Source organism: Sanguibacter sp. TS_SC_8, from assembly GCF_055361235.1.
The window spans coordinates 2,387,888-2,410,220 of record NZ_CM143955.1 but is presented as its reverse complement, the minus strand read 5'-3'; the positions used below and the strand labels follow the sequence as shown (position 1 = coordinate 2,410,220).

The following is a 22,333-nucleotide window of genomic DNA, read 5'->3' as shown; positions in this document are numbered from 1 at the left end:
AAAAAGGACTCTTCGTGCTCGCACTCGTCATTCCCGTCGGCCTGCTGATCGGGATCAGCCTCGGGGCGCTCGGCGGCGGCGGATCGATCCTGGCGGTGCCCGCTCTGGTCTACCTCTTCGGCCAGGACACCCGAGCAGCCACGACGGGGTCGCTGATGATCGTGGGGGTGACGTCGCTGATCGGCCTGATCCCGCACCGTCTCGCGGGTCGCGTCAGCCTGGCCAAAGGCCTGGTCTTCGGCGTCCTGGGCGTGGCCGGCTCCTACGCCGGCTCGCGCCTCTCGACGGCGGTGCCCGAGGCGGTCCTGCTGGCCGGCTTCTCCATGCTCATGCTCGTCGTGGCTGCCCTGATGACCCGCAGCCGCCGCCAGCAGGCTCGCTCCGGCGCGGCGGGTGGCGGCGGTAGCGGAGTGATCGTGGAACCTGTGCTGCGGTGGCGTCCCAGCTTCAGGTGCGACTGCCCACGTGCCGCGAAGATCGTCCTGACCGCCACCGGGGTCGGCCTGCTCACCGGCTTCTTCGGGGTCGGTGGCGGGTTCGCGGTGGTGCCCGCCTTGGTCCTTGCCCTCGGCCTGTCGATGCCGCTGGCGATCGGCACGTCGCTGCTGGTCATCTCCATCAACAGCTTCACCGCACTGCTCTTCCGGACTGGTGAGGCGGTCACCCTCGACTGGTGGTTGATCGGCGGGTTCACTCTGTCCGCCGTCGTCGGCAGCCTCCTGGGGAGCCGAGTCGTGTCCCGGGTCAGCCCCGCCCGACTCAACCTGACCTTCACGGTGCTGCTTGTCGTGGTGGCTCTCTATACCGCCGCGCGCAGCGTCCCGTCGCTGTTCTGATCCTCACCCGGGTTGAGCGGGGTTCAGCGTCGCGAGGCTGAGTCCCGCTCGGTCGTGCTCATGCCGAAAGCCAGGTACAGCGGGCAGGTCCCCACGGCCGACGTCGCGAGCATGACCCCGGCGAGGGCGTAGGCCACCAGGGGCAGAGTGCCGGCCGGGCCTGCGATCACGCCGATGACCACCAGGGCGGGCGCCAGGACGAAGGCGCGCAGCTTGCGGTCCGTCGATCCCATGTTCTTCTTCACGATGATCTCCCAGAGTTGTCGGTATGCCCCGGAGACGTGAGTGATGCTCGCATCTCGTTGACACGTCCAGGCTATACCCCCTCGGGTATATCCGCTGAGCGGCCCGAGGAGACATCCGGCGACACTCGGGTGCACTCGTTGCGCAAGCGTGCCAAGTGGTAGATCCAGCCGTCCTGGTGCTCGGCCAGGAGTGTTGGTGGCGTCAGCGCTTCCGTGAAGCCGGCTTCGGTGACGGTGACCTTGGTGGTGGAGCCCAGGGGCTCGAGCTGAACCGACACACTCAACGGGCCGATCCAGCCTGGCTCGCTCCAGGCGAAGGTCAGAAGCCGAGGGGCGACGGCACCGGTGATCGTTCCTGAGGCTTGCTTCTCTTCGCCATCCTCGCTCCGTGTCTCTAGAAGTGGGGCGCCAGGAACCGCATCGAACACCATCTCCGGCCACCACGACGACCGTCCGACGGTGATCGCGCGCCAGACGTCATCGACACGCGCCTCGATGATCACCGAGACTGACACATCACCGTCCGACATGAGGCCACCGTATCCGGCTGCTTCTGGCTCGCTCTACCCGACGGCGTCCGCGGTCGTATCCCCCCAGGGAAGTCTGCGACATCCCACAACGGCAGCCGTAGGGGTGTGCACCCTCCAGCCAACGCAAGAGACCGCCGCAGATTCCCCCGAGACGGCCTCTGGCCTGCGGTGATGCTGGTGGGCGATACTGGGATCGAACCAGTGACCTCTTCCGCGTCAGGGGCAGGAGGGGTGTTTGTGGGTGTCCAGCGGTGTCCATATCTGCAGGTCACGGCGTTGGCGTGCAGTAGGTCATCGCTGGACACCCCTGGATTCATCGCGGTAGGGGTACGGAGGTCGAGAACAAGGAGGTGACCGCCCGCACAGCCCCTGCTTCAACGACCCCAGGACGACCACCGGCCCCGGAACCGGCGCCCACCCGACGACACGGAGACCTTGTCCTATCCCCATGGCAAAATCACGCCTCAAGCGAGCGCATCGACGCCCAAGCGAGTGGCCTCAGGGATCGGGGAAAGATCGCGGCTAGCATCAGATCGTACGGTCCCGCGCTCTCATCACATGAGATGCGTCTCGCCAGACCTTCAAGGACAAACACGCCCATGCCGCTCCAGCCCACGTCTTCCAGAATCGCCCCGACGCTCGACTCGGACTGGTGTCTGAACCTGTCTGGGCAATGGCGGTGCGCGATTGACCGGGATGCGGTAGGAGAGCTCGAGCAGTGGTTCCGGGCCGAGTTGCCCGGCGAGCCGCTGAGGGTCACCCTCCCGGGTTCGATTCAGGAGCAGGGCATCGGCGATCCGATCGGAGTGGAAACGCCGTGGACCGGTGGCATCGTTGACCGTTCGTATTTCACGGACGACATCTACGCGCAGTACCGCGAGCCGGGCAACATCGCGGTCCCATTCTGGCTGCAGCCTCAGGTCTACTACCGCGGCGCTGCGTGGTTCCAGCGAGAGGTGGAGATCCCAGCTGGCTGGGGTGAGCGGAAGGTCACCCTCTCGCTCGAACGAGTGCACTGGGAATCTACCGTCTGGATCGACGAACGTCGCGTGGGCATCGAGCAAAGCCTGACGACGGCCCACCGCTACGACCTCGGGCGGCTCACTCCCGGCCGTCACCTGCTGACGATCAGAGTGGACAATCGGACTGTCATCGACGTTGGCCCCAACTCACACAGCGTCTCAGACCACACCCAGGGCAACTGGAACGGCATCATCGGGGATATCTCCCTCACAGCCATGCCCGAGGTCGTGATCAGCCGGATTCGGGTGGTACCGAACGTCGCCGCCAAGTCCGCGCTGGTGAAAGTAGACATCGCCGCGGGCAGCGGTGGTGCCGGCAAAGGGAGCGTACGGGTTTCGGCGCGCCGCTTCAACGTGCCAGGTAGCCAGAGCAGCGCCCCAGCAACCGGGCATTTTGAGGCCGAATACGGGATCGACCTGTCCTCACGTGGTCTCACTGCCAGTGGGGCTCAGGTCGACGTGGAGCTCCACCTGGGCGATGAAGCCAAGACCTGGGACGAGTTCCAGCCCGCACTCTACGAACTCACGGTCGAGTTGGTCACGGACGTCCGCGGATCTGAACATCGGCACGAAGCCAGCACCGTCTTCGGTCTCCGCGAGGTCGGCGTCGAAGAAACGCAGGTGACGATCAACGGCCGACGGACATTCATCCGCGGCACTCTGGAGTCGTGTGTATTCCCACTGACCGGGTACCCGCCAACCGATGTGGAGTCGTGGCGCAAAGTAGTCGCGGCCGCCCAGGATCACGGGTTGAACCTGCTGCGCTTCCACTCGTGGTGCCCGCCCGAGGCAGCGTTCATCGCAGCTGACGAAGCAGGTCTTTACATGCAGGTAGAGGCTCCGATCTGGGCGAATCAGGGCGCGGCCCTCGGAGAGTCCCGGCCCGTCGACGCCTTCTTGTACGAGGAAACCAGCAAAATCCTTGACACCTACGGCAACCACCCGTCGTTCATCATGATGGCGCACGGCAACGAGCCCGGCGGTCGCGATGCCGAGTTCCTCGCAGCGTGGGTAAACCGGTGGCGCACGTCCGATCCCCGACGGCTGTACACGAGTGCTGCAGGATGGCCAGCCATCCCGGAGAACGACTTCGACAATATCCCCGATCCTCGCACCCACCGCTGGGGAGAGGGTCTCGACTCCCGGTTGAACGCGCATGAGCCAGAAACCGAGTCAGATTACCGCGAATGGGTTGAGTCCCGGCAGCGTCCCATCATCAGCCACGAGATCGGGCAATGGTGCGCTTATCCCGATTTCTCCGAAGTCGAAAAGTACACCGGATTGATGCGACCGAAGAACTTCGGCATCTTCGCCGACCGGCTGCGGGACGCAGGGATGGCGGACCAGGCGGAGGCGTTCCTGCGATCGTCGGGAAAGCTGCAAACTCTCTGCTACAAAGAGGACATCGAATCCGCCCTGCGCACGGAAGGCTTCGGCGGATTCCATCTGCTCGGTCTGACCGACTTCCCTGGCCAGGGAACAGCTCTCGTCGGGGTACTGAACCCGTTCTGGGAGTCGAAGGGTTACTCGAAGGCGGAAGAGTTCGCGCGTTTCTGCGGTCCGACTGTTCCCCTGGCTCGACTGCCGCGCCGAGTCTGGGCGGCAAACGAGGAGATGAAGTTCACCGTACAGGTGGCGCACTTCGGGCCCGCGCCAATCACAGGTGACGTGAACTGGAGCATCCGGGATCGCACCGGTATTGCGACCCACACGGGAGTTGTCGCGCAAAACGTCGTCATTCCTGTGGGCAATGGCACGCGGTTCTTTCCTGTGATCATTCCAGCCGGCCTTGTGGCCGAGCCTGCGCACCTGACGCTGGCCGTCACTATCGAGTCCTCCGATGGCTCCTCGTACGAGAACGACTGGAACGTCTGGGTGTACCCGGAGAGGACGACTGCTCGGGATGCTTCAGAGATTGACTCCCGCGGTTCGCTGTTTGTGACCGCTGACGCTCAGGCGGCGATCGAACACGCCTTGGCTGGCGGCACCGTGCTCCTTGAGGTACGCGCGGAGGACATCGACAACGACATCGCTCTAGGTTTCACCCCCGTCTTCTGGAACACCGCTTGGACCTACAATCAGCCGCCGCACACCCTCGGCGTACTGCACGACGCCGCACATCCGGTGTTCCAGGGGTTCCCCACCGAAGGGCACACCGACTGGCAGTGGTGGGAGGTGCTGCACGGCGCCAGAGCAATGCTCCTCGACGGACTTCCCGATCAGCTGCGCCCGCTCGCCCAGCCCATAGATACCTGGTTCTCAGCGCGCCGACTGGGGGCGCTGTTCGAGGCGAACCTGGGTGCAGGGAAGATCATGGTGACTTCGCTCAATTTGGACCCAACGGGCGACCGAGTGTCCGCCCGCCAGTTCCGACGGAGTCTGACGGAATACCTAAGAGGTGCGGACTTCGCGCCAACCGAGACCATCGACGTGGCACAACTGCTCAGCGTTCTACGGGGATAACACGGGGGACACGCCCAGGTCCGCTGCCGCCACCGAAGCACCGCCGCCGACCCTGAGCACGGGACATCCCGTAGCAGCCGGGTCCGGCGCCCGTGACTGTGCATCACCACCCCCCACCGCCGGCACACCTGCAGGTCCCGGGGCTCGACCGGAGGAGCACACGTGATCTGTCACTGGTTCACCCTCGTGTGGGCGCGCGTCAGTCTGTCGACCAGCGTCGCCCCGCTCGGCTCGCCGCGACGGGCCGCGGCGTTCTCGAGTGCTGCCGCGATTGTCCGGGCGGCGGTGGTGACCGGGAGCCCGGCGGCGATGGTGACCTCGGAGGCATCGAGGACTGCGCGGCGCACCCGAACCCCGACGCGCCGGGACTGGAACCGCTCGGGCAGCACAAACTCGTGCTCATCGGCCAGGTGGTCGCCGAGTCCGTGCAGCTGGGCTGCGGAGCTGTGGGAGACGACACCGGCGATGGGCAGATCGGCCAGTCGCTCCTGGACCGAGCGGGCCGGCTGGAGGGCGAGCCACGCGGACCGCAGCGGGAGGAGATGGTCGCCCTGGACCGCGGGGGAGACGTAGACCCCGTGCTCGAGCCAGTCGAACAGGCCGGCGTCGACCATCCGCGACAGCTGCCTGCGAGACAGCCCCTGTGCCTGCGCCTGGGCGCTGGCCGGCGCGAGCGCGGAGGGGCGGACCGCTTCTCACTGGCATTGTTCGCTACCCAGGTCCACCCCCGTCCAGGGGTGTCGACGAAAACGCGTAGGGGTATGCACCCTCCGGCCAACGCAAAAGACCGCCTCGGATTCCTCCGAGACGGCCTCTGGCCTGCGGTGATGCTGGTGGGCGATACTGGGATCGAACCAGTGACCTCTTCCGTGTCAGGGAGCGGAGGCGTGTCTGTGCGTGTCTCGTGGGATCTATATCAGCAGATCAGAGAGCTGCGCGGTTCCTCCTGGGTACCGATGGACACCAGTGGATGGCTACCGGTAGGGGTACGCGTAGGGGTACGCAGGGGTGAGACCGCGAGGGAGGGCAAGCGGACCGCCGGCCGTCCGCCGTCAGGGGCTATGGCCATGGCGATGACGCTGTCGCCTGATGCCGGTCTGATGCCCAGCGTCATCATGGCCGTGGCTGGTGCGTGGTAACCGTGCTGATCGGGTGCTGGCCGGTGGCGCACGAGGAAGTCGCCTGTCATCAGGAGTTGACCCGCGACAACGCGGTGCGTCATCGATGGGGCTATATGACGCGGTGAGCGCGGGGGTGTCTCGACGACAACTGGCCATATGGGTATGACAGTCTGAAGTGGCCCCCATGTCGGGTGTGACGGCGGCGCGCAGTGAGTTGACGGCGTCGTCGAGGTTGCCCAGGCTGCGCATGAGGTCGATATCGCTACCGGGCCGCGCGCAGCGGAATCACGCCCAGGCCGGTCTTCCTATTGGCCGCCGCGCACCGGGCACCCTACCCACCCACGAGCCCTTTGCGCGCACTCGCGGCATGGACTTATCATTGATGCCTGAAAAGTCGCTGAATTGCAAAGCGTCACAAGATGCCCTTGTGGGAGCGCTTCCAACCTGCTACGTTCCTCGCACCGGTTCACTGATGAACCGGTGCGAGCGCGCCTTCCCGTTCACCCTCGACCGGTTTCGCCCTCACCCCACCTCGCGAGATGGATGCTGACGTGACTCGTTCGATCATCTTTCGCCCGCTCCAGATCGGGCATTTGGCGCCTCTGATGGTGCTCACGCTGGCCGCCTGCGCGGGTGCCTCAGGTTCGCCTCAAGCACCTGATTTCAGACTCGGCGACATGACGATCGAAGAGTATTGCTCACCCAATGCCGAGCCACTCGAACACCCTGTTGGGATGTTCCGATCTGCATGCGCTTTGGGAGACCCAGAGGCGGACGCCGGTGCCACAATCCCGTCAACTGGCATCAACGACAGGTTGGATGCCGGGACGATCTCGGCCCTCGTCTTCTGCGACCGTGACGCCACCGTCACCATCAGCTGGCAGCACGAGTCCGGAAATGTCGACAAGGCGATTCCCTGCACCGACAGCCCTGACGGTTCCTACGCAGTGGTCGCCACGCTAGACGCCGAGATAAGGACCGATGTCACCATGGTCACTCCCAGCACCGCCTCGACGGTCATCCTCTTGATGAACGACTCGATCTCGGAATAGGACCATGTCTCACACCTTTCAGACTTCACACAGGGGTCGCGTGTCCTTCTGCGCGTTGCTCGCCAGCACCACCATGATTCTTACCGGCTGCGGGTCACAGGCCCCTGAGGAGACGACGACCGGGGAGGGAACTGCGCTATCTGGCTTGCTCGCCGAGGCCACTGCGGTGGGCGCCGACCAGTCTCAACTCGACATCCTCGGCGGGACGACAGTTGTCTTCGGCGACTACGAGTCCGCCATGAACTCCGCTCTCACCTGCATGGAGGAAGGTGGGATTCCGGTGACCCGCAACGGACCGGTGAAGTCCAACGGAGTGGTCCGCATCGACTACTCCTATCCCGGAGAGGTCGACGGATTCACGGCGACCCAGATCCACGACCTGAGCGAGGACTGCCTCGACAGGTACGCCCGTTTCGTCGACATGTATTGGCAGGCTGAATCACCCGAGGCGGTCGCCTTCAGCGAGCGTCGGGCGACCGCGCTGCGCGGTCCGCTCGAGGAGTGCCTCACCGGATTCGGCGTCGATTTCTCGGAGGATGAGGGGTTTTACGATCTCGTCGGCCGCGCCCTGGACATCGCACAGAAGGACAACAGCTCGGACTGCCTGACGACCATCAACTACTCGGGCTGGGAGGGATGAGCCGCTCCCCCCGACCTCGAGGTGGCGTTCGGGCAGGTTGGGTCGTCGCGAGTGGCCTGCTGCTGGCACCTGTCCTGGGGCTGGCGGCGTGGGCGGTGGTCGCCGACCTTGACGATCCCACCGCTGCCGCCGCGCCCATCGGGGCGCTTCTCGTCCCGGTGACTTCGGCGGAGCTGGTGGCGTCCTCGTCCGTCGGCGTCGTGCTGGAGTCGGCTCCTGGCCGGGACATTCTGTCTCAGGGCACCGGCCTGGTCACTGCTGCCCCTGTTGTCGGGGCGACCTTGGACAATGGCGACGAGGTGATTCGGATCGACGGCCGGTCTGTCCGCGCGATGGTGTCGACGTCTCCGCTGTGGCGCGACCTCGCAGCCGCGGATACGGGCGCCGACGTCGCCCTGGTGCAGGAGTACCTGTCGGCCCTTGGGTACTACTCGGGCACGGCGGACGGTGTGTTCGGAGCGAGCCTCCAACGGGCAGTGTCTGCTTTCAACAAGGACGCGGGGCTCGCCCCGAGCACCCAGGCGTTCCTGGTGTCGTCGGTCATCTGGATCGGTCCACAACCGCAGACGGTCTCCGCGGTTGTCCTGTCCGAGGGCGCCCAGATCGTGCCCGGAGACGTCGTGTTCACCGGCCCGCCGCGGATGTCCTCGGTGCTGGTGACCGAGCCGAGCGGGGGGATCGCCGCGACCGGCGACTACACGGCCGGGGCCCAGATCACCGTCAACGGTGTGACGGCCGCCTACCAGCCCGGGTCCGGCGTCATCACCGACCCTGAGATGGTCGCCGCGATCAGCGGTGCGCTGGCCCCGGGCACCGAGGGCACCGCGCAGGTGTCCTCGACCACGTCCATACCGGTGCGCGTCGTGCCTGCCTCTGCCCTGGTCACCGGACTTGACGGCGCTACGTGCGTGTACGCGGGCCCCGACGCCGAACCGACCCTCGTGGCGCCGATAGGTGGCGGGAACTCCAGTGTCCAGCTCGACTCGACCTTCGCTCTGACCGAGGTGCTGGCCAACCCGAACCAGGTAGCGGTGAAGGTCCCGTGCGGCTCCTGACGGACGCGGTCACGGTGCGGTACCCGCGTGCGAGGCAACCCGTTCTGGACGGGGCATCCTTCTCGGTACGGACCGGTGAGAGCGTCGCGATCCTCGGTCCCTCAGGGTCTGGGAAGTCGACCCTGCTCTCGGTGCTCGGAGAACTCTTGACGCCGAGCGGTGGAGAGGTGCGCGTCGAGGTCGACGACGTCCCCGTGCCCCTTCTCCCACGAGAGATCACCAGCTGGGTACTGCAGACGACCAACGTCTTCCCCGAACGTTCCGCCCTGGAGAACGTCGCGATCGCGGCCTCCACACGGGGCGTCTCGTGGCGCCACGCCCTGGACCTCGCGGCGACCTGCCTGGCCGAGGTCGGACTCGCTGCCCGCGCCGGAGACGAGACCAAGGTGCTCTCCGGCGGTGAGGTTCAACGGGTCGTCATCGCCCGCGCACTCGCGTCGGGGCGCCCCTTCCTGCTGGCCGACGAGCCCACGGGGCAGCTTGACCGCGCAACGAGCGAGACTGTCCTGGAGGCCATGCTCCGCTCGACCGAGAGCGTGGGAGACATGGGAGTCGTCGTGGTCACCCACGACACCGCCGTCGCCGCGCGATGTACTCGCACCGTGCACATCGACGAGGGAAAGGTGGTCCCCGGATGACCCGCCCGACGCCGCGACGAGGATCCTGGACCCTGTGGACCTCCGTCACCGAGGGGCTACGCAACATCCGCGACGGGGCGACCCTCGGCGCGGGCCTGGTGCTCATCACCGCAGCCGTAGTCGGCGCGACCACCATGGCGGACATCACCACCGTCTCCGCCGTCGTCGCAGACGAGGCCGCCTACCTCGACGCCGGTGGGGACATCCTCGTGGTCGTTCCGGCCGAGGGGCAGCTCTCCGCTGCCGTGTGCGACCGGTTGCCGCAGCTGACCGGCGTGCGTGCCGCCGCGGCCGTCACCCAGCTCCCTGCCGGCGTGCGGCTGGTCGGTAGGCCCGGGTCGAGCCAGGCTGTCGTCGTCGCGACCTCCGGCGTCGCCGACCTCCTGGGCACCCCGATGCCCGGAGCCGACCAGGCGATCGCACCGGACACGATCATGGAGCGCTGGCTGTGGGAGGCCGGGACTCTCCTGCAGATCGACGCCGACGACGCCGCACAGCAGGGCGTCGACCTTCCGGCAGGCCCAATCTCGATCGCCGCCACGCACGACTTTCGCCAGCTGAGCGAGGCCGCCTCCACGAGTATCCTGCTCATCACCACGACGAACACACCCGCGAGCGAATGCACCGTGCGGATCGCCCCCCAGTACCGGGAGGACCTGCGCTCTGCCCTGCCCGCGATGCTCGGCGAAACCGTCACCAACCCCGTCCAGGTGGCCGACCGCATCGCCACCGGCGCCCTGTCCCAGGACTTCTCCATCACCTTCGAACAGCGAGGGACTCGCCACGCCGGGCTGCTGGCGGGAGCATTCTCCGGCTTCGTCTTCGCCATGGTGCTGTGGACCCGCCGGGGACGGTCCGCGCTCTACGCGAGCCTCGGAGTTCCCTACACTGGCGGCGTCGTTATCCGCTGGACGGAAACCCTGCTGCCCCTGTGGGTCGGCGCCTCCTGGGGCACGCTGCTCGCAGTGACGGCGTCGATCGCGCGTGAGACCCCCGTGGACATCGCGCTCGAGGTGGGGCTGCGGCAGGGGACCTGTGCCGCACTGGCTGCCTCGGCTCTGGTCCTGCTCGCCGCGCTGTGGCGCCCCCAGACCCTCCAAGCCCTCAAGGACCGCTGACCGCACCCTCGCGAACCGCGGTGCCTGTCTTGCGGAAAGGGCCGTCCCATTCCGCGACGATGAAGAACGGGGCTGCACACTCCAGAGGTCCGGGTAAATCACCAATCGACCAGCCAGCTGGCAGAGACCAACAGCGGGCGACTGCAGCAACTGCGCTGGCCAGACGGTCGGCAAAGTTGGTACCAAGTCACGTCCTGAAGGTGACAAGGTGGGCGCGGACCTCGACACAGGGGGCGAGCGCCTCGCCGGGGTCTCGCCGGCAGGTTCCCGGCGTCCCAGGTGGGGCGGTAAGAGTCGCGCCGGACCGTCCGTACGCTCCCTCACAATGTCGCCCTGGGCGCTCCTCGTGGTGTCGGCTGCTGCCGCAACAAAGCCCGGTGATTGTTGAAGTGCCAGATGTGTCATGGATTCCTGAACGCTCTCGAGCATCTCCATGCGCGGGTCGTCCAGGGCCGCCGCCGTCCGTGGCGGGCAGGCTCGGATCGTCGGCGTCGTGGGGTGAACTCGACGATGTCGACGGTCCTTGCCTGACTCAAGCGACACCTGAATCCGCGACGGTGACATCAGCGTCGTCACCCCCTTAGCGGGCCAGAGGCTTCAGGTTCTCGCGGATCGTTGTGAGGTCGGCGGTACGGTCAGGCTTGCGCTGTCCGTTGGCGCCGATCGACAAGTCCGCGAACCGCAGCACGACCAAGCGGAGACCGTGCAGCGGAATCTGCTCGGCGCGACGGGCGTCGTAAATGCGCCGCTGCTCCGCGCGTCCTACCCCGCTGAGGGTCTGTCGGCGGTCGAAGAATGGTGCTGGCTCGTGGTGCTGGGACTCGTGGACCTCGACGACGAGGTGATCGTCGGGCCAGTAGGAGTCGACCCGCAGCCGCGCACGGTTGCCTTGTGCGTTGGGATCGCCGAGCAGCCAGCTGAACGTGTGCTCCCGGCTCCCGCGTGCGCCGAGGATCTCGTCGCACAGGTCGAGCACATACGCCGCGCGGCGCGATTGCACAGGCTGAACGCCGGCATCTGGTTCCGGCGCGATTACGGGGCGGACTGGTGAGGCCAAGGCGTCTCTGACGTCATCTTCGGCGAAGACGTATCTCGAACCGTCCTTGCGCCCTGGGATGCGTCCTGCGCGAGCCCAGACCCTGATTGTTCGCGCGGAAACGCCGAGGACAGTGGCGAGCTCTTCTGAGGTCAATGCGCTGGTCGGTGGCACATGACTGTCATACAGGTCCCGGCGATCACCGTCCAGGACGAAGTGCTCTCGGGGTGTCCCGCGCCGCGCCGCACACCAACTATCAAGCACCGAGCTCGTCGCGCCGAAGGTGGTCGGCAACGCGGGCGAGTGTCAATTCACAGGTGCTGTTTCTTCGGTTTCGTACACCGAAGGGGCAGGCGAAGGGGTCACGTCGGGTTGGAGGGAGAAAGCCTGGAGGGAGCACTACGGCGGCCAGTTCAAGTGCCTCCCGGTGGAGGTGGGGAAGGGAGGGATCGTGGCGAAGCGGTCGAACGGTGAGGGTTCGGTTCGCAGGCGCGGGAACGGGACGTGGGAGGCCCGGCTATATTACGAGGACCCGTGCACGGGCGTGAGGAAGCGCCGGTCGTTCTACGGGCAGACGGCAGCTGAGGCGCGCGGGCGGATGCGCGAGGCGAGGGAGCGGCTCGCGGCCGGTGCCCCTGTGACGGATTCGGTGATGACGGTGCAGGACTGGTGCCGGCGGTGGTTGGCCACGACGGTCGCGGCGTCGAGCAGGCGTCCCACGACGCGGGTTCTCTACGAGAGCCTGGTGCGCTCACACCTGTCGACCCCGCCCTTGGGGCAGGTAAGGCTCGGGCGCGTGCACCCCTCCGATATTGAGGCGCTGGTCTTGCGACTGCGGGCGCGCGGACTGGCCGAGTCCACTGTGCAGCGGATCTTCATCGTCTTGCGGATGGCGCTGGAGGGGGCGGTGCGCGACGGGCTCATCGCTCGCAACCCTGCGGCGCTGGTGCGCCAACCGCGCATCGAGCGGACCGAGGCGCGGCACCTGTCCATGGTGGAGGTGTCCGCGCTACTGGAGTGTGCGCGGGGAACCCGGTACTACCCGCTGCTGCGTCTGGTCGCGACGACGGGGTTGCGTAAGGGCGAGGCGCTGGCGCTCACGTGGGACGCGGTCGACCTGGAGCGGGGTGAGCTCCTCGTGCGGGCCACACTGACCCGGGTCGAAGGCCAGCTCGTAGTCTCCGCGCCCAAGACTGCGCAGTCGCGGCGGGTGCTGCCCTTGGCGCCGGCGGAGGTTGCGATGCTCGCCGCGCACCGCGAGCACCAGGCGGCAGAACTATCCGGCGCTGGTGAGGCCCGGCAACAGGGCGGCTTCGTCTTCACCACGGAGTCCGGAGAGCCGATGGACCCGCGCAACGTCCTGCGCGCCATGACGACCGCGGCGGCGAAAGCCGGGTTGAGCGACGTCAACGTGCACACCCTTCGCCATTCTGCGGCGACGGCGTGGCTGGAGGCGGGTGTGAACGTCAAGGCGGTCAGCGCACTGCTGGGCCATGCGGACATCCGGATCACGGCCGACGTCTACGGCCATGTCTCCGAGGCGGTCTCGCGCTCCGCGATGGTCGTCCTCTCCGACAGCCTGCACGACCCTGCGCGGGACTAGAGAGACCGCCCCGAACGTCATCTGCGCGGCTCAGACGCGGTGCGTCATCGACGTGGCTATATGACGCGGGAGGCAGTGCGCCCCGTGGACAGGCTCAGTCGCCTTCGAAGGGGACGTCCATCTCTGGTGCGATCTCAACGTGCCATCCACACGTCACCCAAGCGCCAATTTATCCACAGAGCCCTGTTGTTCGGCCTTCTGAGAGCACCGGTGCGTGAGGCGCCCTGGGCGTGGGCGCCACCCGCACCAGGGCGCCTCGCGGTAGGGCGATGAGCGGCAGGTGGGTGACCGGACCTGGACCTACGTGCTTGGCACCCATGTCGCGGTGGTGGGGTCCCATGTCTGGCCGATGCTGTCTGCGTTCATGGCCGGGTCGAGCATCGCCGCGACGAGCTTGACGGCGGCTGCCGTGGTCGCGACGTCTGCGCTGGGCGGTGTCTGGCGTGCCAGCGGCGGGTAGGTGCTCTCCCAAGCCTCGGGCACGGTGAAGTGGGTGCGAGCTGGCAGGTGCCGGATGGCGCGCTCGGCGCGGATTGCCTCGTGCAGCGCGGTTCCGTCGATGCGCTGGGTGCGGGCGAAGATGACCAGGTCGACGAGGTCACGTGGGCGGCTTGAGCCTCGGCCGTTCCCGTAGGTCGTCTCGGTTGCGCAGACCTTGTCGGCGATGTGGTCGACGACTGGGTACAGCCGCACCAGAGGAGCCGCGATCCCGGGGAGGGTCAGCGGCGGATTCGAGGGCTCGACGTCGGGGACGGTGGTCATGAGAGAGCCGGTGACCAGGTCCACGCCGAACGCGTCCACCTTGGAGTTGCCGCAGTAGGCCTCGATGGCGACCCGGGCGCCGTTGACGTAGGGCTGTTGGTCGGTGCCGCCGGCCTCGCGGACGGAGAGCACGACGAAGCGGAAATGGTCCACCATGTCGGGGGTGAGTGTGGCGCGCAGCGCGTCGACGGCGTCGTCGAGGTCGCCCAGGCTGTGCATGAGGTCGATGTCTTTGCTGTGGCGGGCATCGTGGACGCGTACGAGGACGGCGGTTCCGCCCTTGAGGACCCACGGTGAATCCGGTTCGGCGAACACCCTGGCCAGGAAGCGGGAGAAGACGAACCGCCGGACGTACTCGCTGGCTGGTCGCCCGGAGTCGCGAGCTGCCGCGCGGGCGCGCTCAGTGACCGCCTGCCACAGGGCTCGACCTGAGGTGTACGCCTGCTCCGTCACTGGTCCACCCTCGTGTCGGTTCGCGTCAGCCTCTCGACCAGCGCCGCCCCGCTCGGCTCGCCGCGGCGGGCTGCGGCATTCTCGAGCGCCACCGCGAGTGTGCGGTGATCGGTGAGTCCGAGGCGCAGGGCATCGGCGGCGACAGTGGCGACGTGGTCGTCGTCGTGCCCGACGGCGAGCAGGTCCGCGATCGTGCGGGCCGCGGTCGTGACCGGGAGCCCGGAGGCGATGGTGACCTCGGATGCCTCGAGGACGGCGCGGCGCACCCGGACCCCGACGCGCCGGGACTGGAAGCGTTCGGGCAGGAGGAACTCGTGCTCATCGGCGAGGAGATCGCCGAGTCCGTGCAGCTGGGCTGCGGAGCCGTGGGAGACGACGCCAGCGCTGGGTAGGTCCGCGAGTCGCTCCTGGACCGAGCGGGCCGGCTGGAGGGCGAGCCACGCGGACCGCAGCGGGAGGAGATGGTCGCCCTGAACCGAGGGGGATGCGTAGACCCCGTACTCGAGCCGGTCGAGCAGGCCAACCTCGACCATCCGTGACAGCTGCATGCGAGACAGCCCCCGCGCCTGCGCCTGGGCAGCCGTGAATAGTCCCCACTGGGCCGCGGCGAGGTCGTTTGCTCGCACAATCACCGCCGTTCGCATGTTGCAACTGTAACAGTCAGAGTGTTACAGAAGAAGAGCCTGCCGCGACTCGCGGGTTAGCGGCAGGAACGTGTGGATGGGATCGGGCGCGGGCGGTCGGCCTCTCCCGCAGCCCTTCGAAAGACCCCGCAGGCCGGGTGCCTGCTCTCCGGCCAGTACTGTTCACCACCCAGATCCACCCCCGTCCAGGGAAGTCTTTGAAATCCGGTAGGGGTACAGGTAGGGGTACGAGACCCCCGAGCAACGCAAAAGACCGCCTCGAATTCCTCCGAGACGGCCTCTGACCTGCGGTGATGCTGGTGGGCGATACTGGGATCGAACCAGTGACCTCTTCCGTGTCAGGGAAGCGCGCTACCGCTGCGCCAATCGCCCATGTGAAATTAGACTGCGAGGTGGAGACGGGATTCGAACCCGTGTGGACGGCTTTGCAGGCCGCTGCCTCGCCTCTCGGCCACTCCACCGTTCGAGATCGATCGTCCGGCTTACGCCTGACAACTTCTCTCCGAGCGGACGACGGGATTTGAACCCGCGACCCTCACCTTGGCAAGGTGATGCTCTACCACTGAGCTACGTCCGCACGCTCACGAAGGCGCTGGCATCTCTCCAGCGTTTTCGGCGCGTCACAGACTCTAATGGAACTTTGCCGTCGGCGTCCAACTGGCCTCTGCCTGCCCGAGAGTTGCCGCGGAAACCTGCGGAAGCGCACCGTTGGTGCGTGGGTGATCCAGCGGTCGGTAGCGTTGAGGGGTGGACGGATACGCGCGTTTTGCAGGCGTCGAGGCTGGCAGGCCGGTCGAGATGGTTGATTTGCTGACCGACCCGGAGGTGATCACCCGCGGGGGCGTCTGGTTCGTCGTCGCGGAGTTCGCGGGACCTGCCCGAGCGTGGCGGTTCACCGACGTGACGCGCGCTGCCGCCCTCGGGCCGAAGGCAGCCTCACCCGGCGTGACTCCCACCTGGGTCGGCCCGGACCCGTCACGGTGGGTCACGTCGCTCTCCCGGACCGGATACACCGCCGCGGTGTCCACCGTGCGGGACTACATCCGCGACGGCGAGGTCTACCAGGCCAACATCTGCCGGGTGCTCAGTGCCCCCTTGCCGCGCTCGGCGGACGGCGACGAGCCCGACCCCAGCGCCCTTGCCCGAATCCTCGCGGCCGGCAACCCCGCCCCGTACCAGGGCGTCATCCATGTCCCCCGCGCCCCCCGCGTGGAGGGCGAGGACGAGTCTCCCGTCCTCGACCCGGTGTGGGTCGTCACTGCCTCACCCGAGCTCTTCCTCCGGGTCGACGGCCTCATGGGGGAGGGGCCGGCCACCATCACGTCCGGACCGATCAAGGGCACCGCGTCGACGGTCGCGGGCCTCGCGCCCAAGGACGAGGCGGAGAACATCATGATCACCGACCTGGTCCGCAACGACCTGCAACGCATCTGCGTCCCGGGGACGGTCGCCGTGACCGGACTGCTTGAGGTGGAGCAGCACCCCGGCCTGGTCCACCTCGTCTCCACCGTCACCGGCGAGCTGCTCCCGGGTGTCACGGCCGCGCCCGACGCCTGGCGCACCATTCTGGGCGCGACGTTCCCGCCGGCGTCGGTCTCCGGGGCGCCGAAGTCCTCCGCCCTGCGCATCATCGACGAGCTCGAGACCGCCCCGCGTGGTCCCTATTGCGGCGCGGTCGGCTGGATCGACGCCGACCGCGGCACGGCGGAGCTCGCCGTGGGCATCCGGACGTTCTGGTGGAGCGAGGACGCCGCCCCGGGCGCCGTGCCCGACGCCGCCGTCGGGCACCTGCGCTTCGGCACCGGTGCGGGCATCACCTGGGGCAGCGACCCGCAGGGGGAGTGGGAGGAGACCGAGCTCAAGGCCGCCCGGTTGATCGCCCTGGCCTCAGCGGACACACTGGGGCCATGACTGTGGTGATCTGGAAGGACGGGCGCTTCCTGACGCCTGAGGAGCCCGCGCTCAGCGCCGTCGACCATGGGGTCACGGTCGGGGACGGGCTCTTCGAGACCTGCGCAATCTACGACGGCCAGGCCTTCGCGCTCAGCCGGCACCTGCGCCGGCTGGCCCGCTCCGCGGCCGGCCTGGGCCTGGTGGCGCCCGACGAGGCCATGGTGCGCGACGGCGTCGGGAAGGTGCTGGAACGGGCGGCGGGGCAGGCCGGGCGGCTGCGGATCACGGTGACCGCCGGGGCGGCGCCGCTCGGGTCGATGCGGGGCGGGGGCCCGCTGTCGGTCATCGTCGCCGCCGGGCCGGTCGGGCCCGCGGTGGTGACCAACCGTGTGGTGCGTCTGCCGTGGGTGCGCAACGAGCGGTCGGCCGTCGCGGGGCTCAAGACCACCTCCTACGCCGAGAACGTCGTCGGCTTCGCCTACGCCGCCGAGCGCGGCGCGGACGAGGGGCTGCTGGCCAACACCGTCGGCGCGCTGTGCGAGGGGACCGCCTCGAACGTCTTCGTCGAGCGTGACGGCGAGCTGCTGACCCCGCACCTGAGCACCGGTCCGCTCGCAGGCATCACCCGGGAGCTCCTGCTCGAGTGGGGTGCCCAGGAGGGCCTGCCCGTGCGCGAGGCGCACCCCGACGAGCTCCCCTTCACCGTGCTCGACGACGTGGGGTCCGGGGGCGTGCACCTCGCACTGGCCGGCAGCATCCGCAACGTCGTCCCGGTCGTCGCCCTCGACGGCCACGAGTGTGCGCCGGGTCCGCTGTCCCTGGCTGCGCACGAGCTGTTCACGCGGCGCGCGGGCGAGCAGATCGACCCCTGACGAGCCCCGGTTCGCTTCTGAGGGTGGATTACGGTTACGATCTTCCACGGATACCGCACACGCGGAGTTCACTGGTACGAACGGTGCTGGTGAGCGTTCGCGTGAGGTGTTCGCCAATCGGGCGATTGGCGCAGTGGTAGCGCGCTTCGTTCACACCGAAGAGGTCACTGGTTCGAACCCAGTATCGCCCACCAGTAGTACCGCAGGTCAGAGGCCGTTTCTGGAAGATGCAGAGACGGCCTTTTGCGTGTCCGAGAGGGTCCGTACCCCAACTCGTACCCCAACTGACTCACACCCGGTGGCGATGATGGTCCTACTCCCCGGCTGCGATCGGGGTTGGCGAGGACGCTGCGTCGTCATCGGATCGATGCCGCAGGGGAAGCACCTTGCCGAGTGCGGTCATGGCTCCGACCGCCGTCCGGCGAGACACGTGGGAGTACGTGTCGCCGGTGATCTGCACCCCGGCGTGGCCGAGCATGTCGCTGACGGCCTTGAGATGGATGCCACCGTCGAGCATGGTGGTGGCTGCCGAGTGCCGGAGTGTGTGGAGGGTGACCTTCGCCGGCAGACCAGCCGCGGCCGCTGCCACCTTGAACGCCCGCAAGGAGTTGCGAGGATCCATCGGGCCACCGAACTCGGTGGTGAACACGAACCCGCTGTCCTCCCACCTGTTGCGGGCGAGCATCCGGTCCTTGCGCTGCTGACGACGAGCAGTCTCCAGCTCGGCCATCAGCTCCGGTGCCGGATAGAGCACCCGGGCAGACGTTGCCGACTTCGGGGACGAGGTCTTGAGCTCGCCACCCAGCCGGTACAGCGTCCGGCAGATGGTGACCGTCCCCATGGCGAAGTCGATGTCCTCCCACCGCAGACCCAGGGCTTCGCCCTTGCGTGTGCCAGTCGCCGCGATGAAGGCGAAGAGCGTCCAGTACCGAGAGCTCTCCGCGGTGACGAGGAGCAGCGCCACCTGCTCGGGGGACATGAAGAGCGACTCCGTGCGCTGAGCGGTCGGAGTCTTCACCGCGTGGACCGGGTTCTTCCCGAGCAGCCCGTCGCGTACTGCCCCCTCGATGCAGACCCGCAGGACTTGGAAGCACCTGACGATGCTCGAGTCGGAGAGCACTCGCACCTCCTCTGTGACCGTCGGCGACACCTTCACGGTCCGCATCTTGGCGCGCAGCTCGAGCACCCAGCCGTCGATGGCGGACGGCTTGATCCGGTCGAGGCGCATCTGCCCGAGGTTGGTCGGTGCGATGTGCTTGCGGATCAGTGAGGCGTAGAGGGCTTTCGTGTTCTCCTTCCGACTGCTGGCCGCCAGCGCGGTCTCCACCCATTGCAGCGCCCACTTCTCCAGCGTGATGGAGGCATCGCTGGCCGGCTGACCGTCCTCCAGGCGCGCTTGGATCTCCTTGAGCTTGGTTCTGACTGCACCCTTCGTCTTGCCGTAGACGGACGTGCGCTTGAAGGTGCCGGTTGCGGGGTGGGACTGCTGCACGAACCGGTGACACCTGACTTGTGGTGCCTGTGGGCACTGCTGGGAGGATGTTGACCATGCCCAGACCCCATCCCAGGGAGTTCCGCGACGACGTCGTGGCGATCGCCCGGCGCGGCGAGGCTCCGATCTCACAGATCGCCAAGGACTTCGGTATCTCAGATTCGTGCCCGCGGAACTGGCTCCAGGCCGCGGACGTCGAGGCCAGCAAGCGTCCTGGTGTGACCGTGTCGGAGTCTGCCGAGTTGTGTGAGGCCAAGGAACGTGTTCGGTTGTCGGAGCAGGAGAACGAGGCGCTGCGCCGAGCGGCGGCGTACGTCGCTCAGGTCCATCTGCCGGGAAGATGAGCTACCCGCTGGTCCGTGACCATGCCGCTGAAGGGATCCCCGTCACGGCGACCTGCCAGGTCCTCAACCTATCCAGAGCGCCCTGCTACCGGTGGCTGGCCACCCGGTGCCCGCAGCCCTTGTCGTGGCAGGAGCCGCGCGTCTCCTGCGACCGGACCGGCTGTGGCCGGTGTCCGGGCGCGCGAGTGTGGAGCTTCAGGGAGCGGTGTGCGGCTCGGCGTCGAGCGTTTCTTCCTCGTTCGGTTCGTCGGTGGCTCCTGCCTTGCGCCTGGCGCGGCGGCGTTCGATGGCAGGCTGTACGCGGTTGTCCCACATGGGTTTTCCGTAACGCCGCGCGGCGACCACGACGGCGATAGTTGCGGTGACGATGGTGACACCTATGAGGATCGCTCGGTCGCTGGGGTTTGGGTGGCAATTGGGGTCTTGTTCGGCTGGTTCGTACTCGTACTCGGCGCCGGAGGGCGTGGGGTCGTTACAGGGTCCGACGGGTGCTGCGGTAGCGGCCGGTTTCGGGGGCGCCGTCTCGTCGACGTCGTCCAGGTCGAGATCGTAGAGGTGCTGGCGCAGGTACCGAAGGGTGGCGTCCTTGTCGGCGACGAACTCGTTGTCGTACCGGCTGTCCGCCCACGAGGTCTTGCCCGTGGCGCGGATCCGCAGTTCTCCGCCTGTGATCGTGTACGTGCGGGACTCGCTGGAGTTCTTGCCCTCGTAGTACGTCTGCGTGGTGAAGCCCTCGTTCAATTCGAGCACTTGCCTACGCACGTGTTCCGTCAGCCTCATGGTGTCCCACCGCTCGTTGCCGTCCCCCACCCGGGGTGCAGTTATCCTACGGTCTGCGCCGCACCAGGGGGGGGCAAGGTGGAGGGGTCAAGTTGCTGGCCACCGGGGCGCCGAGCACTCCAGGCAGTGTCACCACCTGCGCGCCGTCCTTACCCGGCGGGCGTGGAGGAGGAGTCAGTAGGGCGCGATAGGTTCTCGGTCACGACAGGAGAACACATGCCCACGGTCAAGCAACGCGCCCAGCAGTTCAAGCAGCCTCGAGGGGGCTTCATCAACCCGAAGGCGATGACAGTGGTCCAGCTCGAGGACGACCACTCCTCACCTCTGGACCTCAATCGCGAGAACATACACGCCTCGCTCGTGGGCATGGCCGTGGATTACCTCGTGCGACTGTCCCTGGGAACGGCTCCGCGCGAGGTATTCGCCTACTCCCTATTCGGGGCGCGGAGCCTTGGCGAGGAGATCCTTGCCAGCGCCGAGGCAGAGGTGGAGACGCTGACGGCGGGCGTAGTGAACGACGCTGCGATCGTGGTGGCGTGCAGGCTGTCGGGGTACGACGTGGCCTACCGGTCGACGTCGGTTCCGTACAACCCAGACACGGTGACTACCCCGGATGCAGTCACAACGAGGCACATCGCGGTCATGGTCGAGCGTTCGCTCGAGTTCTTCCGCGAGCATGGGCCGATCACCCTCTCCGGGTTCACGTTCCGGGGTGCGTTCACCGACGTCGCCGTCAACGGCGACGGGGACTACTTGACGGCGGACACGTTGTGGGACTTCAAGGTGTCCGTCAGTGGGCCGACGAAGGACCACACCCTGCAGCTGCTGATGTACCTCCTCATGGGGCAGCGCTCGGGACAGGTGGAGTTCGAGTCCGTCACCGACCTGGGGGTGTTCAACCCGCGTCTGAACACCGTCTACCGAGTGGCGGTGGCTGACGTCCTAGTTGACGTGATTGCTGAGGTGGCTCGCGACGTGATCGGCTACGAGTAGGGCGAAGGGTGAAGGTAGCCGGCGCTGCGCCGCGGAGTGCGTGCGGACCGGGTGTTGGATGGCACTCCCTGAGTCGGCTGAGCGGCCGTTCTTTGGGGTGGACAAGCCGCAGGGCCGAGCCGCTCGCGAACGACGAGCTCAGTTCACGTCCGCTCGAGCGTGTCACGGCGCTGTGCACCACGACGCTTCTCAAGCTGTCGGGGACGTCGACCTCCATAGCCCGGGGCGAGCAGCGGGCTCAACCGTCACCCTGTTGCCTTTCGTTTCGTTCGAGTTACACTGGTTCCATGAGCATGCTCCTGGAACACACGGTGCTGCCCCCGGCGGCTGGATCGACATTGCCCGACCTGTCGGCGGCGCTAGAGAAAGCTAGTTCGTCCTCGCTCGTGGGGCCGGACGGGGCGCAGATCGCCTTGCCCGACGAGGTGTTCGAGGTGCTGCGCGATGCTGTGCGCGCGATGGCTCATGGTCAGGCGATCACGTTGGCTCCTCACGACACCGTCATGACGACTCAGGGCGCGGCTGAGTTCCTCGGGATATCGCGCCCAACTCTGGTGCGGCTGCTGACTGCCGGGGAGATTCCATTCACACAGCCCAACCGGCATCGACGAGTTCGCCTCTCGGACCTGGTCGAGTATCAGGCTCGGTCACGACATGAGCGCCGCGAGATCCTGGCCGATCTCTCGCGCGATGCCACTGCTGACGGGGCCAGCGGCGGCGGGTTCGAGACGACTCGCTAAG

21 protein-coding genes, 4 tRNA genes and 1 pseudogene are annotated in these 22,333 nt (G+C 67.3%); 14 read left to right on the top strand and 12 right to left on the bottom strand.

Features of this window, described 5'->3' with window-relative positions; translation table 11 throughout:
- Positions 1–14 precede the first annotated feature (14 nt).
- Entirely contained in the window at positions 15–836 is an 822-nt protein-coding gene (locus tag ACWA15_RS10975; RefSeq protein WP_464055226.1) for a sulfite exporter TauE/SafE family protein, read from the top strand.
- A gap of 23 nt (positions 837–859) precedes the next feature.
- On the opposite strand, the gene ACWA15_RS10970 is transcribed toward ACWA15_RS10975, so the two are convergent.
- Entirely contained in the window at positions 860–1,081 is a 222-nt protein-coding gene (locus ACWA15_RS10970; protein ID WP_464055224.1) for a YgaP family membrane protein, read from the bottom strand.
- 71 nt (positions 1,082–1,152) lie between these two features.
- The gene (locus ACWA15_RS10965; protein ID WP_464055222.1) at positions 1,153–1,611 is read right to left on the bottom strand and encodes an SRPBCC family protein; all 459 of its coding nucleotides are present in this window, start codon (positions 1,609–1,611) and stop codon (positions 1,153–1,155) included.
- A gap of 599 nt (positions 1,612–2,210) precedes the next feature.
- Here ACWA15_RS10965 and ACWA15_RS10960 point away from each other — a divergent pair.
- A complete protein-coding gene (locus ACWA15_RS10960) occupies positions 2,211–5,096 on the top strand; it encodes a sugar-binding domain-containing protein (RefSeq protein ID WP_464055220.1) in 2,886 nt (961 codons plus the stop codon).
- 170 nt (positions 5,097–5,266) lie between these two features.
- Here the strand turns inward: ACWA15_RS10960 and ACWA15_RS10955 are convergent, their stop codons facing one another.
- Complete coding sequence (locus tag ACWA15_RS10955; RefSeq protein WP_464055218.1) at positions 5,267–5,710, bottom strand: type IV toxin-antitoxin system AbiEi family antitoxin; 444 nt, start codon at positions 5,708–5,710, stop codon at positions 5,267–5,269.
- A gap of 1,058 nt (positions 5,711–6,768) precedes the next feature.
- On the opposite strand from ACWA15_RS10955, the gene ACWA15_RS10950 reads away from it, so the two are divergent.
- From ACWA15_RS10950 to ACWA15_RS10930, 5 genes are all read left to right on the top strand, one after another.
- A complete protein-coding gene (locus ACWA15_RS10950; protein WP_464055216.1) occupies positions 6,769–7,269 on the top strand; it encodes a hypothetical protein in 501 nt (166 codons plus the stop codon).
- A gap of 166 nt (positions 7,270–7,435) precedes the next feature.
- Positions 7,436–7,909 (top strand): hypothetical protein, encoded by a 474-nt coding sequence (locus tag ACWA15_RS10945; protein ID WP_464055214.1) that lies wholly within the window; start codon positions 7,436–7,438, stop codon positions 7,907–7,909.
- A 95-nt stretch (positions 7,910–8,004) separates the two neighbouring features.
- The gene (locus tag ACWA15_RS10940) at positions 8,005–8,964 is read left to right on the top strand and encodes a peptidoglycan-binding domain-containing protein (RefSeq protein WP_464055212.1); all 960 of its coding nucleotides are present in this window, start codon (positions 8,005–8,007) and stop codon (positions 8,962–8,964) included.
- Positions 8,952–9,602 (top strand): ABC transporter ATP-binding protein, encoded by a 651-nt coding sequence (locus tag ACWA15_RS10935; protein WP_464055210.1) that lies wholly within the window; start codon positions 8,952–8,954, stop codon positions 9,600–9,602. The genes ACWA15_RS10940 and ACWA15_RS10935 overlap by 13 nt, the downstream gene beginning before the upstream one ends.
- Positions 9,599–10,720 (top strand): hypothetical protein, encoded by a 1,122-nt coding sequence (locus ACWA15_RS10930; RefSeq protein ID WP_464055208.1) that lies wholly within the window; start codon positions 9,599–9,601, stop codon positions 10,718–10,720. Before ACWA15_RS10935 ends, ACWA15_RS10930 begins: the two co-directional genes overlap by 4 nt.
- A 580-nt stretch (positions 10,721–11,300) precedes the next feature.
- On the opposite strand, the gene ACWA15_RS10925 is transcribed toward ACWA15_RS10930, so the two are convergent.
- Positions 11,301–12,050 carry a helix-turn-helix domain-containing protein gene (locus ACWA15_RS10925; RefSeq protein ID WP_464055206.1) on the bottom strand — a complete coding sequence of 250 codons (750 nt, stop codon included), beginning with the start codon at positions 12,048–12,050 and terminating at the stop codon, positions 11,301–11,303.
- A 270-nt stretch (positions 12,051–12,320) separates the two neighbouring features.
- On the bottom strand, positions 12,321–12,476 hold the full coding sequence (locus ACWA15_RS10920; RefSeq protein WP_464055204.1) for a hypothetical protein: 156 nt from the start codon (positions 12,474–12,476) through the stop codon (positions 12,321–12,323).
- 76 nt (positions 12,477–12,552) lie between these two features.
- Here ACWA15_RS10920 and ACWA15_RS10915 point away from each other — a divergent pair, with 76 nt between their 5' ends.
- Complete coding sequence (locus ACWA15_RS10915) at positions 12,553–13,359, top strand: tyrosine-type recombinase/integrase (RefSeq protein WP_464055202.1); 807 nt, start codon at positions 12,553–12,555, stop codon at positions 13,357–13,359.
- 300 nt (positions 13,360–13,659) lie between these two features.
- Here the strand turns inward: ACWA15_RS10915 and ACWA15_RS10910 are convergent, their stop codons facing one another.
- The 5 genes from ACWA15_RS10910 to ACWA15_RS10890 form a co-directional block, all read right to left on the bottom strand.
- On the bottom strand, positions 13,660–14,574 hold the full coding sequence (locus ACWA15_RS10910) for a nucleotidyl transferase AbiEii/AbiGii toxin family protein (RefSeq protein WP_464055200.1): 915 nt from the start codon (positions 14,572–14,574) through the stop codon (positions 13,660–13,662).
- The gene (locus tag ACWA15_RS10905) at positions 14,571–15,206 is read right to left on the bottom strand and encodes a type IV toxin-antitoxin system AbiEi family antitoxin domain-containing protein (protein ID WP_464055198.1); all 636 of its coding nucleotides are present in this window, start codon (positions 15,204–15,206) and stop codon (positions 14,571–14,573) included. The genes ACWA15_RS10910 and ACWA15_RS10905 overlap by 4 nt, the downstream gene beginning before the upstream one ends.
- 309 nt (positions 15,207–15,515) lie before the next feature.
- Positions 15,516–15,590: transfer RNA gene (locus ACWA15_RS10900), tRNA-Val, on the bottom strand.
- Between the two features lie 18 nt (positions 15,591–15,608).
- Positions 15,609–15,679, bottom strand: a tRNA-Cys gene (locus tag ACWA15_RS10895).
- A 44-nt stretch (positions 15,680–15,723) separates the two neighbouring features.
- A tRNA-Gly gene (locus tag ACWA15_RS10890) sits at positions 15,724–15,795 on the bottom strand.
- A 221-nt stretch (positions 15,796–16,016) separates the two neighbouring features.
- Between ACWA15_RS10890 and ACWA15_RS10885 the strand changes: the two genes are divergently transcribed.
- The 3 genes from ACWA15_RS10885 to ACWA15_RS10875 all read left to right on the top strand — a co-directional run bounded on the left by ACWA15_RS10885 (position 16,017) and on the right by ACWA15_RS10875 (position 18,177).
- On the top strand, positions 16,017–17,129 hold the full coding sequence (locus ACWA15_RS10885) for a chorismate-binding protein (protein WP_464055196.1): 1,113 nt from the start codon (positions 16,017–16,019) through the stop codon (positions 17,127–17,129).
- A complete protein-coding gene (locus tag ACWA15_RS10880; protein WP_464055195.1) occupies positions 17,126–17,983 on the top strand; it encodes an aminotransferase class IV in 858 nt (285 codons plus the stop codon). The genes ACWA15_RS10885 and ACWA15_RS10880 overlap by 4 nt, the downstream gene beginning before the upstream one ends.
- 119 nt (positions 17,984–18,102) lie before the next feature.
- Positions 18,103–18,177 (top strand) — tRNA-Val (locus ACWA15_RS10875).
- Positions 18,178–18,296: 119 nt separating this feature from the next.
- Here the strand turns inward: ACWA15_RS10875 and ACWA15_RS10870 are convergent.
- On the bottom strand, positions 18,297–19,475 hold the full coding sequence (locus ACWA15_RS10870) for a tyrosine-type recombinase/integrase (RefSeq protein WP_464055193.1): 1,179 nt from the start codon (positions 19,473–19,475) through the stop codon (positions 18,297–18,299).
- Positions 19,476–19,702: 227 nt separating this feature from the next.
- Here ACWA15_RS10870 and ACWA15_RS10865 point away from each other — a divergent pair.
- A pseudogene (locus ACWA15_RS10865) lies at positions 19,703–19,920 on the top strand (IS3 family transposase); the annotation flags it as partial.
- Positions 19,921–20,014: 94 nt separating this feature from the next.
- Here the strand turns inward: ACWA15_RS10865 and ACWA15_RS10860 are convergent.
- Entirely contained in the window at positions 20,015–20,629 is a 615-nt protein-coding gene (locus ACWA15_RS10860; RefSeq protein ID WP_464059557.1) for a hypothetical protein, read from the bottom strand.
- Between the two features lie 186 nt (positions 20,630–20,815).
- Between ACWA15_RS10860 and ACWA15_RS10855 the strand changes: the two genes are divergently transcribed.
- Together ACWA15_RS10855 and ACWA15_RS10850 are read left to right on the top strand one after the other, a co-directional pair.
- On the top strand, positions 20,816–21,592 hold the full coding sequence (locus ACWA15_RS10855) for a hypothetical protein (protein ID WP_464055191.1): 777 nt from the start codon (positions 20,816–20,818) through the stop codon (positions 21,590–21,592).
- Positions 21,593–21,879: 287 nt separating this feature from the next.
- Positions 21,880–22,332, top strand: coding sequence for a helix-turn-helix domain-containing protein (locus ACWA15_RS10850; RefSeq protein ID WP_464055190.1), 453 nt, complete (start codon positions 21,880–21,882; stop codon positions 22,330–22,332).
- Position 22,333: the final 1 nt, after the last annotated feature.

Excerpts from the sequence above, each read along its gene's own strand:
- ACWA15_RS10965 (WP_464055222.1), bottom strand. The coding sequence starts at position 1,611 with ATGTCGGACGGTGATGTGTCAGTCTCGGTGATCATCGAGGCGCGTGTC.
- ACWA15_RS10960 (WP_464055220.1), top strand. The coding sequence starts at position 2,211 with ATGCCGCTCCAGCCCACGTCTTCCAGAATCGCCCCGACGCTCGACTCG.
- ACWA15_RS10955 (WP_464055218.1), bottom strand. The coding sequence starts at position 5,710 with ATGGTCGACGCCGGCCTGTTCGACTGGCTCGAGCACGGGGTCTACGTC.
- ACWA15_RS10930 (WP_464055208.1), top strand. The coding sequence starts at position 9,599 with ATGACCCGCCCGACGCCGCGACGAGGATCCTGGACCCTGTGGACCTCC.
- ACWA15_RS10885 (WP_464055196.1), top strand. The coding sequence starts at position 16,017 with ATGGTTGATTTGCTGACCGACCCGGAGGTGATCACCCGCGGGGGCGTC.
- ACWA15_RS10880 (WP_464055195.1), top strand. The coding sequence starts at position 17,126 with ATGACTGTGGTGATCTGGAAGGACGGGCGCTTCCTGACGCCTGAGGAG.
- ACWA15_RS10855 (WP_464055191.1), top strand. The coding sequence starts at position 20,816 with ATGCCCACGGTCAAGCAACGCGCCCAGCAGTTCAAGCAGCCTCGAGGG.
- ACWA15_RS10850 (WP_464055190.1), top strand. The coding sequence starts at position 21,880 with ATGAGCATGCTCCTGGAACACACGGTGCTGCCCCCGGCGGCTGGATCG.